This is a genomic window from Halomonas caseinilytica (assembly GCF_001662285.1).
Lineage (GTDB): Bacteria > Pseudomonadota > Gammaproteobacteria > Pseudomonadales > Halomonadaceae > Halomonas > Halomonas caseinilytica.
Window position 1 is genome coordinate 15,491 of record NZ_BDEO01000002.1, and the last position, 13,601, is coordinate 29,091.

General features: G+C 63.4%; 16 protein-coding genes. 7 read left to right on the forward strand and 9 right to left on the reverse strand.

Annotation, left to right across the window (positions count from 1 at the left end):
* Positions 1–70: 70 nt before the first annotated feature.
* Positions 71–1,027, reverse strand: a complete 957-nt coding sequence (locus HSDC_RS04080; protein ID WP_064698680.1) for a nucleoside recognition domain-containing protein — start codon at positions 1,025–1,027, stop codon at positions 71–73.
* Between the two features lie 119 nt (positions 1,028–1,146).
* On the opposite strand from HSDC_RS04080, the gene HSDC_RS04085 reads away from it, so the two are divergent.
* The 3 genes from HSDC_RS04085 to HSDC_RS04095 all read left to right on the forward strand — a co-directional run bounded on the left by HSDC_RS04085 (position 1,147) and on the right by HSDC_RS04095 (position 3,351).
* Positions 1,147–1,611, forward strand: coding sequence for an Lrp/AsnC family transcriptional regulator (locus HSDC_RS04085; RefSeq protein ID WP_064698681.1), 465 nt, complete (start codon positions 1,147–1,149; stop codon positions 1,609–1,611).
* Positions 1,612–1,713: 102 nt separating this feature from the next.
* Positions 1,714–3,015 carry an adenosylmethionine--8-amino-7-oxononanoate transaminase gene (gene bioA / locus HSDC_RS04090; RefSeq protein ID WP_064698682.1) on the forward strand — a complete coding sequence of 434 codons (1,302 nt, stop codon included), beginning with the start codon at positions 1,714–1,716 and terminating at the stop codon, positions 3,013–3,015.
* Positions 3,016–3,048: 33 nt separating this feature from the next.
* Positions 3,049–3,351, forward strand: coding sequence for a winged helix-turn-helix domain-containing protein (locus HSDC_RS04095; RefSeq protein ID WP_064698683.1), 303 nt, complete (start codon positions 3,049–3,051; stop codon positions 3,349–3,351).
* 25 nt (positions 3,352–3,376) lie between these two features.
* Here HSDC_RS04095 and HSDC_RS04100 read toward each other — a convergent pair whose 3' ends face one another.
* Entirely contained in the window at positions 3,377–4,006 is a 630-nt protein-coding gene (locus HSDC_RS04100) for a LysE family translocator (protein WP_064698684.1), read from the reverse strand.
* Between the two features lie 153 nt (positions 4,007–4,159).
* Between HSDC_RS04100 and HSDC_RS04105 the strand changes: the two genes are divergently transcribed.
* Entirely contained in the window at positions 4,160–4,708 is a 549-nt protein-coding gene (locus tag HSDC_RS04105; protein ID WP_064698685.1) for a thioredoxin family protein, read from the forward strand.
* Between the two features lie 10 nt (positions 4,709–4,718).
* Positions 4,719–5,663, forward strand: a complete 945-nt coding sequence (locus HSDC_RS16940) for a GNAT family N-acetyltransferase (protein ID WP_244534489.1) — start codon at positions 4,719–4,721, stop codon at positions 5,661–5,663.
* Positions 5,664–5,737: 74 nt separating this feature from the next.
* On the opposite strand, the gene HSDC_RS04115 is transcribed toward HSDC_RS16940, so the two are convergent.
* The 3 genes from HSDC_RS04115 to HSDC_RS04125 are packed head-to-tail and all read right to left on the reverse strand — an operon-like array spanning position 5,738 to position 7,391.
* Positions 5,738–6,214: a 2-thiouracil desulfurase family protein gene (locus HSDC_RS04115; RefSeq protein WP_064698870.1), complete on the reverse strand. Its 477-nt coding sequence runs from the start codon at positions 6,212–6,214 to the stop codon at positions 5,738–5,740.
* A 57-nt stretch (positions 6,215–6,271) separates the two neighbouring features.
* Entirely contained in the window at positions 6,272–6,802 is a 531-nt protein-coding gene (locus HSDC_RS04120; protein ID WP_064698686.1) for a GNAT family N-acetyltransferase, read from the reverse strand.
* Positions 6,803–6,830: 28 nt separating this feature from the next.
* Positions 6,831–7,391, reverse strand: coding sequence for a GNAT family N-acetyltransferase (locus HSDC_RS04125; protein ID WP_082919942.1), 561 nt, complete (start codon positions 7,389–7,391; stop codon positions 6,831–6,833).
* 200 nt (positions 7,392–7,591) lie between these two features.
* Between HSDC_RS04125 and HSDC_RS04130 the strand changes: the two genes are divergently transcribed.
* Positions 7,592–8,386 carry an SDR family NAD(P)-dependent oxidoreductase gene (locus HSDC_RS04130; protein ID WP_064698687.1) on the forward strand — a complete coding sequence of 265 codons (795 nt, stop codon included), beginning with the start codon at positions 7,592–7,594 and terminating at the stop codon, positions 8,384–8,386.
* A 66-nt stretch (positions 8,387–8,452) separates the two neighbouring features.
* Here the strand turns inward: HSDC_RS04130 and HSDC_RS04135 are convergent, their stop codons facing one another.
* Positions 8,453–8,875, reverse strand: a complete 423-nt coding sequence (locus tag HSDC_RS04135; RefSeq protein ID WP_064698688.1) for a VOC family protein — start codon at positions 8,873–8,875, stop codon at positions 8,453–8,455.
* Here HSDC_RS04135 and HSDC_RS16630 point away from each other — a divergent pair.
* Positions 8,862–9,041, forward strand: a complete 180-nt coding sequence (locus HSDC_RS16630) for a hypothetical protein (protein WP_137055187.1) — start codon at positions 8,862–8,864, stop codon at positions 9,039–9,041. The genes HSDC_RS04135 and HSDC_RS16630 overlap by 14 nt on opposite strands.
* A 19-nt stretch (positions 9,042–9,060) precedes the next feature.
* Here HSDC_RS16630 and HSDC_RS04140 read toward each other — a convergent pair whose 3' ends face one another.
* The 3 genes from HSDC_RS04140 to HSDC_RS04150 all read right to left on the reverse strand — a co-directional run bounded on the left by HSDC_RS04140 (position 9,061) and on the right by HSDC_RS04150 (position 13,548).
* The gene (locus tag HSDC_RS04140; protein ID WP_064698689.1) at positions 9,061–10,872 is read right to left on the reverse strand and encodes an acyl-CoA dehydrogenase C-terminal domain-containing protein; all 1,812 of its coding nucleotides are present in this window, start codon (positions 10,870–10,872) and stop codon (positions 9,061–9,063) included.
* A gap of 227 nt (positions 10,873–11,099) precedes the next feature.
* Positions 11,100–11,867 carry an SDR family NAD(P)-dependent oxidoreductase gene (locus HSDC_RS04145; protein WP_064698690.1) on the reverse strand — a complete coding sequence of 256 codons (768 nt, stop codon included), beginning with the start codon at positions 11,865–11,867 and terminating at the stop codon, positions 11,100–11,102.
* 16 nt (positions 11,868–11,883) lie between these two features.
* Positions 11,884–13,548: an AMP-binding protein gene (locus tag HSDC_RS04150; RefSeq protein WP_064698691.1), complete on the reverse strand. Its 1,665-nt coding sequence runs from the start codon at positions 13,546–13,548 to the stop codon at positions 11,884–11,886.
* Positions 13,549–13,601 lie beyond the last annotated feature (53 nt).

Genomic DNA, 13,601 nt, shown 5'->3' on the forward strand with positions numbered 1-13,601 from the left:
CGTTAGATGACAGGCACGTCCCGTCCCGGGGACCTCTTCCTCCATGCCGGCAGCGCCAAGCGTCGCTCGATCAAGCGCACGCTCTTTTCCATCGCTCTGGGCGCCAGCCATCAGGCCACCGGGACAGTATGGCAATGATCAGGCAGGCGAAGAGCCATCGCGCCCACAACACGCCGGTCAGGTCTGCCCCCAGCAGCAGGATCAACAAGGTATCCTCGATGACGCTATGGCAGAGTCCCAGGAAGCAGAGCGCCAGGAAACTGTCGCGTCGGGTCATGCCGCCGGCATCGACATCGCGAATCAGCAGGCCCGCCCCGTAACTCAGCCCCAGCGTGAAACCGATCACGGTGATATTGGCCGCCGACCGGCCAATGCCAAGCACACGCAGCAGGGGCGCCAGAGCGAGATGAATCAACCGCTCGAGCCCCAGATGCCGTAGCACCGCCAGCAGCACCATCAGGCCGAGGATGATCGGGTAGATCATCGAGAGGGTGCGCAACTGCGCCATGCCCCAGGCCAAGGCTCCCTCAGGTAGCGGCGCCGGACGCCAGGCGATCTCGGCGGTTTCCTGAAGTAGCCCGCCCATGGCATAGACCCAGTGCAGAATGCCACCCAGCATCAGGGCACCTCCCAGGCGCAGCACCATGGTGACCCACCAGGGCACGCCGGCACGCTTGGCCACAGCGCCCTCGACGGGCAAGGAGTGACCTACCAGCATCAGAGCGCCGAGCACCGTGACCTGTGCCACGCTCAGCGACATGTCGCCGGCGACCTCGAAGAACACCACGAGCCCCGTGAAGATATTGGTCAGGAGAGTCGCCGCCCACACCACGCCCATGGCGTCGGGCAACCCCAGCCAACCCATCAGCGGGGACAACATCTCGCCGAGCCACTCGATGGCACCGAGCCACTCCAGGCCCTTGACGACCAGCAATGCCGGTATCAGTACCTTGAGCAGGGTCACATAGACGAAAAACGCATCACGCAAGAGCTGCCAGCCGACACTGGCACAACGACGGACATACATGACGGGCTCCATGCCAGAATGAACAGGGACCATCCTAGCCCGCAGCGTGCAGAATCTTCTTTTAAATACGGCATTTACGACATATATTATGTCGAATTATCTCTTGTTTTTCGCATATTATGTCATTGGATAATCTCGATCGCCGCATTCTCGACCGCCTGCAACGCGATGCCGACCTCACCAACCAGACACTGGCCGACGAGGTGGGACTCTCGCCCTCGGCCTGCCTGAAACGCGTCAAGCGATTGCGGGAAAGCGGCATCATAGAGCGCCAGGTCGCGCTGTTGAGCCCCGAGGCCATGAAGCCCTGCCTGCACATGGTGGTGGAAGTCACGATGGAACGGGACCACAAGCCTCTCTACCAGCGCTTCCTTCAGCGAGCCATCGCTGCCCCGGAGGTCAAGCAGTGCTACCAGGTCACCGGGGAGTGCGACTTCGTGCTGATCGTCGTGGTCCCCGACATGGATGCCTACGATCGCTTCTGCGACAGCGTCCTCTATGCCGACGACAACATGCGCAAGTTCCGCACCCTTCTCTCTCGCAAGCGCAACAAGTTCGACACTGCCGCCCTGATTGCCGACTGACCCCATTCGATCGGTACCAGGCCGCCAGCATGTCAACTCTTAAAAAAATATGGGTTTACATGTAGAGTGCGAAGCACATTCGCATGGCTGCCCGGAGACCCGATGAGCGCTTCCCCCCGGAATCCCACTTCCACCAGGAATCCCTCCCCCGTCTGGCATCCCTATGCCCATCTCAAGAGCCAGTCCCCCGCCCCCAAGGTGGTCGGCGGCGAGGGGCCGCGCTTCACCCTGGAAAGCGGCGAGTCGTTGCTGGATGCCACCTGCTCCTGGTGGTGCATGATCCATGGCTATCGCCATCCCCGACTGGTGCGCGCCATCCAGCAACAGGCCGATGAACTGTGCCACGTGATGCTAGGCGGGCTGACCCATGAACCCGCCGATCGGCTGGCACGGGAACTGGTGCGCATTACCCCGGAAGGGCTCAACCACGTCTTCTATTCGGACAGTGGCTCGGTGGGCATGGAGGTCGCCATGAAGATGGCCGTGCAGTACCAGTACCTGCGCGGCCAGCCCGACAAGCATCGCATGCTGTCCCTGATGAAGGCCTACCATGGTGACACCGCTGGCTGCATGGCGGTCTGCGACCCCGAGGAAGGCATGCACTCGCTGTTCGCTGGCTTTCTGCCGAAGCATCACTTCGCGCCGGCGCCCACCGCCTCGTTCGATGCCGAGGAGGATGCCGTGCAGGCGGATCTCGACGCCCTGCGCGCGGTGCTGGAAGCGCATCATCACGAGATCGCCGCTCTGCTCATGGAGCCGCTGCTGCAGGCGGCCGGTGGTCTCAACATGACCTCGCCTGCCTACCTGCGCGGGGCCCGTCGGCTCTGCGACGAATTCGATGTCCTGTTGATCCTCGACGAGGTCGCCACCGGCTTCGGCCGCACGGGACACATGTTCGCCGCCGAGCACGCCGATATCACGCCGGACATCATGGTACTTTCCAAAGGGCTGACCGGCGGCTATCTCGGCCACGCCGCCACCCTGGCCACCGACCGCGTGCACGACACCTTCATCGGCGACAGCGAGCTGCATGCCTTCATGCATGGCCCGACCTTCATGGGCAATCCCCTGGCCTGCCGGGTCGCCCTGGAGAGTCTGGCGGTCTTCGAGGAAGACGACTACCTGGGGCGTATCGCGACCCTCAATGACATACTGCGCACGGAACTGCTGGACGACGCGGCGCTACGCGCCCATCCAGCCGTGGCCGATGTTCGCGTGCTGGGCGCCACGGCGGCGATCGAGGTTCACGACGCCGACTCGCTCGAGGGCGCGGCGGACTTCGCCAGGCAGCAGGGTGTCTGGCTACGTTCCTTCGGCCGCTGGCTGTACACCATGCCCGCCTACATCACCTCCCCCGAGGAAATGCGCCAGATCACCGGCGCGATGAAAGGCTGGTTTCGGTAGCATGGCGAGACATTCACCGAACGCGGCACCACCATGACCACACTCAGCAAGACCCAGTCGAGCTTCTATCGTCGCCTCTATGTAGCCCACCTGGTCGCCGCCGGTACCGACAGCGTACCGGCGATCATCGCCGCCACGGGCATGCCCCGACGCACCGCCCAGGACACCTTGTCGGCACTGGCCGAACTGGACATCCATTGCGAGTTCGAGCCTGTCCCCGGCGAGCGTCACAACATCGGCCACTACGTGATTCGCGACTGGGGGCCCATCGACCCCGACTGGGTCGCCCGCCATGCCGAACGCCTGCGCGAGGCGCTCGGCTACCCGCCGGCCTGAACATCAGTGCGATGCGCTCTGGCACTCAATTCGTACGACTGAACAACAACCGAAGACCGAACCCCAGCATCACCATGCCGAGCACCCGGTCGACCCAATGGCCGATGCGCAGGAAACGGCGCTTGACCGCCGGCCAGGAAAGCAGCAACGCCACGCTCGAGAACCAACCGAACTGCAGCAGCATCATCCACAGACCGAGGGCGGCCAACTGCAGTGGCGGCATGTCGGGCGTGAGCACCAGGCTGAACACCGAAAGGAAATAGAGCGGCGCCTTGGGATTGATGGCATTGCACAGAAAGCCCATCGACACCAGCTTCCACGCGGATCGCCGCAGCACCTCCCCCGGCGCCTCGGATGTCGAAGAAGCCGCCCGACTGCGCAACCCCTTGATGCCGAGATAGATCAGATAGGCCGCTGCCAGATACTTGATGACCCACAGCAAGCCACTGGACTGGCTCATCAATGACGCCATGCCAATGGACGAATAGACGATATGCACCGACAACCCCAGCGCAATGCCCAGACTGCACAGGAGTCCGGCGCGTCGGCCGTGCACCAGGGACTGCTGGGAGACCATCACGAAATCCGGTCCCGGCGAGGCGGCGGCCAGTAGATGAACCACTGTCACGGTGAGAAAGGCCTGGAGGAGTTCCATCACGCAACGCTCCTGAAAGGTGAACGAGAAAGCAGGGGAATCTCTCTTCCGATACTAGCGTCCCGCCCATTGGCTGTCTGCCTCGGCACCGGCGCGTTCAGCCCCCTTCTGTTAGGCTGAAACCCACATCTCGACGACGAGGAACCAGCCAGCATGCCCCTGACACCTTCCCGGATGACCGAACTGCAAAGCCCCTTGCCCACCTTTCGGCTGCCCGATGCGGAAGGTCACCTGGTAGGCAGCGAGGGCTATCCCAACCAGCCACTGCTGGTCATCTTCATGTGCAACCACTGCCCCTTCGTGAAGCACCTGGCCGACGCCCTTGCCGACTTCGCCCGTGAGTACCAGGCACGGGGCCTGGCGGTGGTCGGTATCAACAGCAACGACTTCCAGGCCCATCCCGAGGATCGTCCCGAACGCATGGTGGAGGAAGCCCGCGCACGCGGCTATACCTTTCCCTATCTGGTCGACGAGACCCAGGACGTGGCACGAGCCTTCGATGCGGCCTGCACCCCGGACTTCTTCCTGTTCGATCGCCGACACAGGCTCGCCTATCGCGGCCAGTTCGATGACAGCCGTCCGAGCCACGATACACCGGTGACCGGACGCGACCTCCGCGAGGCCGCCGATGCCGTACTGGCCGACCAGGCGCCCAGCGAGACACAGAAGCCTTCCATGGGCTGCAATATCAAGTGGAAGTGACCCGAATGCCATGACCGCCGACACGTCCGCCCCGCTCACCCTGCGCCCGGCCACACCGGACGATGTGCCACGACTGCGTCACTGGGATACCCAGCCCCATGTCGTGGCGGCCTCGCCCAACGATGACTGGGGCTGGGAGACGGAGCTGCTGCGTACGCCGCCCTGGCGGGAACAGTTGATCGCCGAGCTCGGCGGCCGCCCCATCGGCTTTCTCCAGATCATCGACCCCGCGCAGGAAGACAGCCACTACTGGGGGGCGGTATCGGCCGGACTGCGCGCCATCGATATCTGGATCGGCGAGACGCAGGATCTCGGCAAAGGATACGGCCGTCGCATGATGCGCCAGGCACTGGAGCGCTGTTTCGCCGCCGAGGATGTCACGGCCGTGTTGATCGACCCGCTCGCCGCGAATCGTCGCGCCCAGCGCTTCTACGAGCGCCTGGGCTTTCGTTTCCTGGAACAGCGGCGCTTCGGCGACGACGACTGCTTCGTTTACCGGCTCTCGCGCCGCCAATGGCTCGCAAGCCCCGCCAGACACGCATCAGACCATGCCCCGTACCATCAGGAGGAAACGTCCATGAACGCCCATCTCTACTTCGAGATCCAGGCCGAGATGCCCGATCGTGCCCGCCACTTCTATAGCGAGCTCTTCGGCTGGACATTCACCCGAGTCGAAGGGTTACCAGTGGCATACTGGCGTATCGACGCCAAAGGCATGCAAGGCGGCCTGCTGCAACGCCCCGCCGCCACGCCACCGGATGGATGCGGCACCAATGCTTTCACCTGCTCCTTCGAGGTCGACGACATCCATGCCAGTACCGAGCGCATTGCCGCCCTCGGCGGCCGGGTCGCTCTGCCGGTCTTCGCCGTTCCCGACACCTGCTGGCAAGGGTACTTCCTCGACCCCGAGGGCAATACCTTCGGGCTCTTCCAGGTCGACGAACAGGCCCGGTAGTCCGAGGAACGGCCCCTCGTCGCCATCTCACGCTCGACACAGCCACGGTCTCGGGCCGCTTCGCGCAGGCCCCGTCACAACAACGCCGCCACCCGCCCGAGCTCATGCTGGCTGAAGACCTTCACGCCATGCCGCGTCAGCAGCGCCGAGGTCACGCCCATACCAGCTACCGTATGCCCCGCGAAATCACCATCATAGATACGCTGGCTGCCACAGGAGGGACTGGCCTCGGTGAGGATGGCATAACGGATTCGATGGCGCTGACAGAGCGCCAATGCCAGCTCGGCGCCATGCAGAAAGGCCGGCGTGACATCCTCGCGATCACGGGTGATGACGCGAGCGCTACCCTCGAGAACATCGTGACCATCTCCCGCCTGGATCTCGGCCGGCGCACGAGGCGTGGCGAGCCCGGCCTGCACCTCGGGGCATACCGTGACCAGCCGTCCTTGCTCGCGCCAGCACGCCAGGAGGTCGCTCTCCTGTGTCTTGGCACGACCATCATAGCGAACCGGCTGGCCCAACAGGCACGCACTGATCAGGATTTTCTCCACTGGTCCCCCGAACTTTTCATCCTCCAGCTTTTTCATACCCAGCTTGCGATGTCTTGGTCACGCTGGACATAGCGCTCGCCATAATCCCTTGGGAGTACCGACCCAGCGCTCCTCGCCCAAGGTGACTCCCCCCAACTCAAAGGACGTCCTGGACCCTGAATCGCACTCGAAACCCAGCGAACGATAGAACCGCAACGCTCGCTGATTGGCGGTCAGCACCCATAGGCTAATGCGAGTGGATGAACCTTGACGTATTTCTGCCAAGGCATGCTGCCAAAGTCGCCGACCGACCCCGCGAGACCAATAAGCCGGATCCAGATAGAAGCTATACACCTCGATCTGGCATGGCACGGCTTCGGTGTCGCGACAGGAGCCCCAGGCGCAGAAGCCGATCACCCGTCCGTCACTCTCGGCCACCATCACCCGAGTCTCGTCATGCTTCAACCTGGCCTGCCACTGGCGCTGTCGTTGCGCGACAGACAAGCGCTCCAGATAATCCCGCGATAGCATATCGCGATAGGCTATCTGCCATGACCGGACATGCACATGGGCGATGCCGGCGGCATCCTCCGATCTCGCCCGTCGCATGACGATAGATGCCTCCTCGGTCACGCCCTCACCTCGCCTCCCATTCAGGCGCCAGCATGCCGTATACCCGGTGCGTCACGGGTTGCTCGCCGAGCCACTCGCACTCTCGCAAGCGCCCTTCCTCAGTGAACCCCAGTCGCTCGGCCACGGCACGGCTCTTCGCGTTGTGCTCGCCGCAATGCAACTCGATGCGATGCAGCCGCAGCTCGCCAAAGCCGAGTTCCAGCAACTCGCGTACGCAAGCCGTCACGATGCCGTGGCCGGTGGCGTCATGAGCCAACCAATAGCCCAGCGCCGCCGAGCGCCGACGCGCCACGATTCGATTGAATCCGCAGGCACCCACCAGATCGCCGCGCCACAGAATGGCGAAATGCATGGCAGTACCTGCCTGCCACTCCTGCATCGCCGAGTCGATGAAGGCGCGGCTATCGTCGACCGATCGGGTGGCCTCCACCCAGGGCAGCCACTTGTGCAGCATGGGCCGGTTGGCATCGACGGCGTCGAAAAGCGCCGAGGCATGATGGCGGTCCAGTGGCACCATGGTGAGCTCGTCGGAGACCTCGCGAGATCGTGACAGCGTGACAGTCATGAGGCGTTTCTTCCTTGAATCGCTCGAACGTATTGCCTGGAAGCCCCATCATGCCACTTTTGTGACACGATCTGCGATTCCTCGGTACCTCCTGGCGCCTCTCTTCCGTCGTCACGATCCTGTCGCCATGAAACCGGGATATTTGTTAGAGTGCTATCTATCATCCTTCATGGTACATGGTGGAACCTCAGGAGGCTTCCATGCAGATTGATCTGACCGGCAAGACGGCCATCGTCACTGGCTCCACCGGCGGCATCGGCTTCGCCATCGCCAAGGGTCTGGCCGAAAGCGGGGCCACGGTGGTAGTGAATGGGCGCAAGCAGTACGCCGTCAACGATGCCCTGGACCGCCTGCGCCAGCAGGTGCCGAATGCCGATGCGCGCGGCGTGGCCGCCGACCTCGGCGGTGCCGATGGCTGCGAGGCCATGCTCACCGCCGAGCCCGAGGCCGATATCCTGGTCAACAACGTCGGCATCTTCGGCCCTCAGGACTTCTTCGACACGCCGGACGATGAATGGCAGCGGTTCTTCGATGTCAATGTCATGTCCGGCGTGCGCCTGTCGCGGGCCTATGCCGGCGGCATGGTCGAACGGGGCTGGGGGCGCATCCTCTTTCTGTCGTCGGAATCGGCGCTTAACATTCCCGAGGACATGATCCACTACGGCGTGACCAAGACCGCCTATCTGTCGCTGTCTCGGGGCCTGGCCAAGCGTCTGGCCGGCACCGGCGTCACGGTCAACGCGATACTGCCGGGGCCGACGCTCTCCGAGGGCGTCCAGGAGATGCTTGCCGAGCAGCAAAAGGAAAGCGGCAAGTCGATGGAAGACACTGCACGGGACTTCGTGATGGCCCAACGACCCAGCTCGATCATCCAGCGGGCCGCCAGCGTCGAGGAAGTGGCCAACATGGTGGTCTACGCCGCCTCGCCCCAGGCCTCGGCCACCAGCGGCGCCGCCCTGCGGGTGGACGGCGGTGTGGTGGACAGCATCGCCTGAGGCCTGTCGCAAGGCGTCGCTATCCGGCCGACGAGAGGCCGGTCGGGTAGCGTGCGCGGCGGCGAGTCAGTCCGTACGCCAGGGATCGTAGCTGCCGAAATTCCATAGGTGCCCCTCGAGGTCCCGACAGCTGTACAAGCGACCGCCATAGGGCTGGTCCTCGGGCGGCATCAGTACTGTCGCGCCCATCGCTGCGGCCTGGCGATGGTGAGCATCGACATCGTCGACGATGACATAGGGGCTCTGCGTCACCGGCGCCTCTCGTGCCGGCATCGGCACCTGCCAGCGGTCGAATTCTCCTTCCCGCGCCGATCCCAGCATGACCATGCCGTTACCGAGGGTCAGTTGGGCGTGGGCGATGCCGCCGGCATCGTCTTCCACGACCCGATGCCGCTCGAAGCCGAACGCCTCGCACAACCAGTCGATCGCCTCGGCAGCATGGCGATAGCGCAAGGTCGGCATAATGGTGGCTCGAATGTGGTTCGTCATTTCAGCCTCCCCCCAGTCGAGGTTCGCCAGTCTGTTTACCCGCATCAAGCACAAGATATCACCTCACCTTGCCGGTCGCCCGGTAACCGCCGAAATCGACACCGCCCCACCAGGACATAAAAAAGCGGCGGGCAAGGCCCGCCGCAACACCGATCAGAGCGCCTGATCAGAGAGAGCCACAAGGATCAGATTTCGAACCCGCGACCGAAGTCGTCGGGGGACAGTGTCATCAGCGACTCGCCGCCAGCCTGGACCATCTGGGCATGAGCGCGAGTGCGTGGCAGCAGCCGTTCATAGTAGAAGCGCGCGGTATTGATCTTGGCGCGGTAGAAGGCGGCATCATCGGTTCCGGCTTCCAGTGCCGCCTGAGCGTGCTTCACGGCACGGGCAAACAGATAGGCAAGCGTCACGTAGCCGGCATACATCAGATAATCGACGCTGGCTGCCCCCACCTCCTCGCGGTCATTCATGGCCTTCATGCCCACGCTCATGGTCAATTCGCCCCACTCGGTATTGAGCTTGGCCAGCGGGCGCACGAACTCGGCCATGGCGGGATTGCCTTCCTCGGCCTGACAGAACTTGTGAATTTCCTTGGTGAAGACCTTGAGCGTCTCACCCTGGCTCATCAGCACCTTGCGACCCAGCAGATCGAGCGCCTGAATACCGGTAGTGCCCTCGTAGAGGCGGGTGATACGCGCATCGCGTACCAGTTGTTCCATGCCCCATTCCTGAATGAAGCCATGCCCACCGAACACCTGGACCCCCTCGTTGGTCGCTTCGAACCCGACCTCGGTGAGAAAGGCCTTGACGATGGGCGTCAGCAGGCCAAGCAGGGTCTCGGCCTGCTCGCGTCGGTCGGCATCGTCGCTACGTTCCACCAGATCGACCATCTGCGCGGTGTAGAGCACCAGCATGCGACCGCCCTCGGCGAAGGCCTTCTGGGTCAACAGCATACGGCGAACGTCCGGATGCACGATGATCGGGTCGGCCGGCTTGTCCTCGGCCTTGGCGCCGGACAGTGCACGCATCTGCAGGCGCTCTCGCGCATAAGCCAGGGCATTCTGGAAGCTGGCTTCGGTGAGCCCGAGTCCCTGAATGCCCACGCCGATACGGGCAGCGTTCATCATGGTGAACATGCAGGCCAGCCCCTTGTGGGGCTTGCCGACCAGAAAGCCTTGAGCACCATCGAAGTTCATCACGCAGGTGGCATTGCCATGAATACCCATCTTGTGCTCGAGGGAGCCGCAGCTCACGCCGTTCCGCTCACCGGGGTTGCCATCGGCATCCGGCATGAACTTCGGTACCACGAACAGCGAGATCCCCTTGGAACCCGCCGGCGCGTCCGGCAACTTGGCCAGTACCAGGTGAACGATGTTCTCGGCCAGGTCGTGATCGCCGGCGGAAATGAAGATCTTGGTGCCACTGATCGTATAGCTGTCGTCATCATTGGGCACCGCCCGGGTCTTGATCAGCCCCAGATCGGTCCCGCAGTGCGGCTCGGTCAGACACATGGTGCCGGTCCAAACGCCCTCGACCAGCTTGGTCAGGTAGGTGTCCTTCTGCGCTTCGGTACCATGGTGGCGCAGGGCATCGGCAGCTCCATGAGACAACCCCGGATACATGCCCCAGGCCAGGTTGGTGGCACAGATCATCTCCGAGAGCACCATGGCAAGCGACGGCGGCAACCCTTGCCCACCCTGTTCCGGGTCAGCAGCCAGACCCGGCCAGCCACCCTCCACATAACGGTGGTACGCCTCCTTGAACCCCTTCGGCGTCTTGACCTCGCCGCCCTCGAGCAGACAGCCTTCCAGGTCGCCGCTCTGGTTCAACGGCAGCAGTTCCTCTCGCGCGAAGCGTGCGCCCTCCTCGAGGATCGCCCCCACTACATCGGGCGTTGCCTCCTCGCCACCGGGCAGCCCCGCGTAATGGGTCGGATAATCGAGCATCTCGTCCATGACGAAGCGCAGATCACGCAAGGGGGCCTGATAGTCGGGCATTGTCTCTCTCCTCGAACGTGGACGCAGGAGGCGGCCCATCCATCACTGGCAAACCGCCTTTCAAACATTTGTTTGAAATTACGCTCGCCACGCATGACAGTCAAGCGTTCGTTCAAGACGGAAAACGGAAGGCAGAAGCTGGAAGACAGCATGAGTTCCGACAGCATGGGGTCATGGTTTTTTCTTCCAGCGATCGCTTACGACTTATCGCTCCCGGCGAGGCCGGGTCATTGCATCCTGATTCCGCCGTCCAGGCGAATCACTTCGCCGTTGAGCATCGGGTTGGTGACGATCTGCTCGGCCAGGCGGGCATATTCATCAGGCTTGCCGAGCCGCTTGGGGAAAGGAACGGAGGCGGACAAGGCCGCCACGGCGTCTTCCGGGATGTCGCTCATCATCGGTGTCTCGAACACACCGGGGGCGATGGCCATGACGCGAATGCCGTGCCGCGAAAGTTCACGGGCCGCCGGCAGGCTCATGCCGACCACGCCGGCCTTGGAGGCACTGTAGGCGCACTGGCCCACCTGACCGTCGAAGGCGGCGACCGAGGCCGTGTTGATGATCACCCCTCGTTCTCCGTCCTCGAAAGGGTCATTCTGCGACATCGCCGCCGCGGCCAGACGCATCACGTTGAAGGTGCCTACCAGATTGATCTGCACGGTACGTGCATAGGCCTCGAGATTGGCAGGATTGCCCTCGCGATCCAGGAGCTTGGCCACGCTGACAACCCCGGCGCAATGAATCACACCGGCCAGCCCATGCTTGCCACCCAGTGACACGGCCGCCTCCACGGCGGCTTGCATGTCATCTTCTCGAGTCACGTCCCCGCGTACCGCCAGGGCCGCCTCACCGAGCCGGGCGGCATGCGACTCGACCGTCTCGCTGAGATCGCACAGCACCACCCGGCCGCCGGCAGCGACGATGCGCTCCGCCGTGGCGGCGCCCAGCCCGGATGCGGCACCGGTGATCAGAAAGGCGTTGTCCTTCAATTGCATCGCTACATCTCCATGGTCATTGAGCGGTCGTCTCCGCCTTGTCGGCGGCATCAGCACGCAGTTTGAAGCGCTGGATCTTGCCGCTGGGTGTCTTGGGCAGGGTGTCGACGAATTCGATCACCCTGGGAAAGGCATGGGTCGAAAGGCGCTCGCGCACCTGCTGGCGGATCTCGTCGGCAAGCGTATCGCTGGCCTCGACGCCATCTCGCAGGACCACATAGGACTTGATGATCTCACCGCGAATCGCGTCGGGCTGGCCCACCGCGGCCGACTCCGCCACGGCCGGATGCATGAGAACCGAGTTCTCTACATCGGTGGGCCCAACTCGATAACCGGCGGTAGTGATGATGTCGTCGTCGCGACCGGCGAACTGGAAGCTACCATCCTCATTGCGCTGCACCACGTCACCGGTCAGATAATAGCCCCCCACGAAGGGTTCCTTCTCCTGCCAGGTATAGCCGGGGAAGAAATGTGCCGGAGAACAGGCGATGTCGACCGCCAGCACGCCGGGTTTCCCAGGCGGCAGCTCGTTGTACTCGGCATCGAGGATCGCCAGGCGATAGCCAGGCATCGGCACGCCCATGCCACCGACATGCTTGGGATGCGCCAGGGCGTGATGGTTGCAGCAGGTCATGCCGGTCTCGGTCTGGCCATAGTGGTCCATCACCGAACAGCCCAGCGCCGTTTCCACCCAAGTGACCACCTCGGTATTGAGCGGCTCGCCGGCAGAACTGGCACGCCGCAAGGAGAGCCGCTCATGAGCGTCATCGAACAGTCCCGATGCCTTCATCAGGCGGTAGGCGGTGGGCGCGGCGGCGAAATTGGTGATGCCATGACGCTCCATGAAGCTCAGCGCACCCTCGGCACTGAAGCCAGACTCGCAGAAGTGCGTGGTCACACCCAGCAACAGCGGACCGACGATGGCGTAGTAAAGACCATAAGCCCAGCCGGGATCGGCCATGTTCCAGAAACGGTCGCAGTCATCGAGACCGATGGCCAGTTCCATGTAGAGCGCGAAGGCCGGCATGGCGGCGAGCGGCACGGCAACGCCCTTGGGCTTGCCCACGGTGCCGGAGGTGAACATCTGCAGGAAGGGGGCATCCGGCGACTGCCGCGGTGCCGCTGTCTCGATGGGCGAATGCGCCAGGGCCGAGGCCCAATCCAGATCATCGCCATGCTCGGCATCGGGCCCACCCACGACGAGTACCGGCGGGCACCGGTCCAGACCATCGAACTTGGCGCGATTGTCGCCATCGGTGATCACCAGGCGGGTATCGGCACGCTCCAGCCGATACGCCACTGAATCGGATCCGAAGGCGGTGAACAGCGGCTGGTAGACCGCGCCGATGCGCCAGCTGGCCAGTATCGCGATCAACAGCTGTGGCGAGCGAGGCAACATGCAGGCGATACGGTCGCCCTCGCCCAGGCCGTGCTCGGTGAGCCAGCCGGCGAGCTTCTCGCTTTCGGCAGCCAGTTCGCCATAGCTCAGCGTCGTGATCCGTCCTCGCGTGTCCTCGTGGACCAGGGCCGTCACTTCGGTGCGCCCTTCGCGCAAGTGGCGCCCGCAACAAGCCTCGAATGCATTCAACCGGCCATCGCAATGGTCGTCGAGCCGGGCGACGACATCGTCGATGGCAAAGGTCTCGAGATAGGCATGATAGTCGGGAAAGGTCGTGGTCATGGGCTTGCCCCCTTGTGATTGTTGTCGGAAACCGCTCGCCATGTTTTCGTTGA

What these genes read in the sequence shown, in the direction of transcription:
- HSDC_RS04080 (WP_064698680.1), bottom strand. Translation starts at nt 1,027, where the DNA reads ATGTATGTCCGTCGTTGTGCCAGTGTCGGCTGGCAGCTCTTGCGTGAT.
- HSDC_RS04085 (WP_064698681.1), top strand. Translation starts at nt 1,147, where the DNA reads ATGTCATTGGATAATCTCGATCGCCGCATTCTCGACCGCCTGCAACGC.
- bioA (WP_064698682.1), top strand. Translation starts at nt 1,714, where the DNA reads ATGAGCGCTTCCCCCCGGAATCCCACTTCCACCAGGAATCCCTCCCCC.
- HSDC_RS04095 (WP_064698683.1), top strand. Translation starts at nt 3,049, where the DNA reads ATGACCACACTCAGCAAGACCCAGTCGAGCTTCTATCGTCGCCTCTAT.
- HSDC_RS04100 (WP_064698684.1), bottom strand. Translation starts at nt 4,006, where the DNA reads ATGGAACTCCTCCAGGCCTTTCTCACCGTGACAGTGGTTCATCTACTG.
- HSDC_RS04105 (WP_064698685.1), top strand. Translation starts at nt 4,160, where the DNA reads ATGCCCCTGACACCTTCCCGGATGACCGAACTGCAAAGCCCCTTGCCC.
- HSDC_RS16940 (WP_244534489.1), top strand. Translation starts at nt 4,719, where the DNA reads ATGACCGCCGACACGTCCGCCCCGCTCACCCTGCGCCCGGCCACACCG.
- HSDC_RS04120 (WP_064698686.1), bottom strand. Translation starts at nt 6,802, where the DNA reads ATGCGACGGGCGAGATCGGAGGATGCCGCCGGCATCGCCCATGTGCAT.
- HSDC_RS04125 (WP_082919942.1), bottom strand. Translation starts at nt 7,391, where the DNA reads ATGACTGTCACGCTGTCACGATCTCGCGAGGTCTCCGACGAGCTCACC.
- HSDC_RS04130 (WP_064698687.1), top strand. Translation starts at nt 7,592, where the DNA reads ATGCAGATTGATCTGACCGGCAAGACGGCCATCGTCACTGGCTCCACC.
- HSDC_RS16630 (WP_137055187.1), top strand. Translation starts at nt 8,862, where the DNA reads ATGTGGTTCGTCATTTCAGCCTCCCCCCAGTCGAGGTTCGCCAGTCTG.
- HSDC_RS04135 (WP_064698688.1), bottom strand. Translation starts at nt 8,875, where the DNA reads ATGACGAACCACATTCGAGCCACCATTATGCCGACCTTGCGCTATCGC.
- HSDC_RS04140 (WP_064698689.1), bottom strand. Translation starts at nt 10,872, where the DNA reads ATGCCCGACTATCAGGCCCCCTTGCGTGATCTGCGCTTCGTCATGGAC.
- HSDC_RS04145 (WP_064698690.1), bottom strand. Translation starts at nt 11,867, where the DNA reads ATGCAATTGAAGGACAACGCCTTTCTGATCACCGGTGCCGCATCCGGG.
- HSDC_RS04150 (WP_064698691.1), bottom strand. Translation starts at nt 13,548, where the DNA reads ATGACCACGACCTTTCCCGACTATCATGCCTATCTCGAGACCTTTGCC.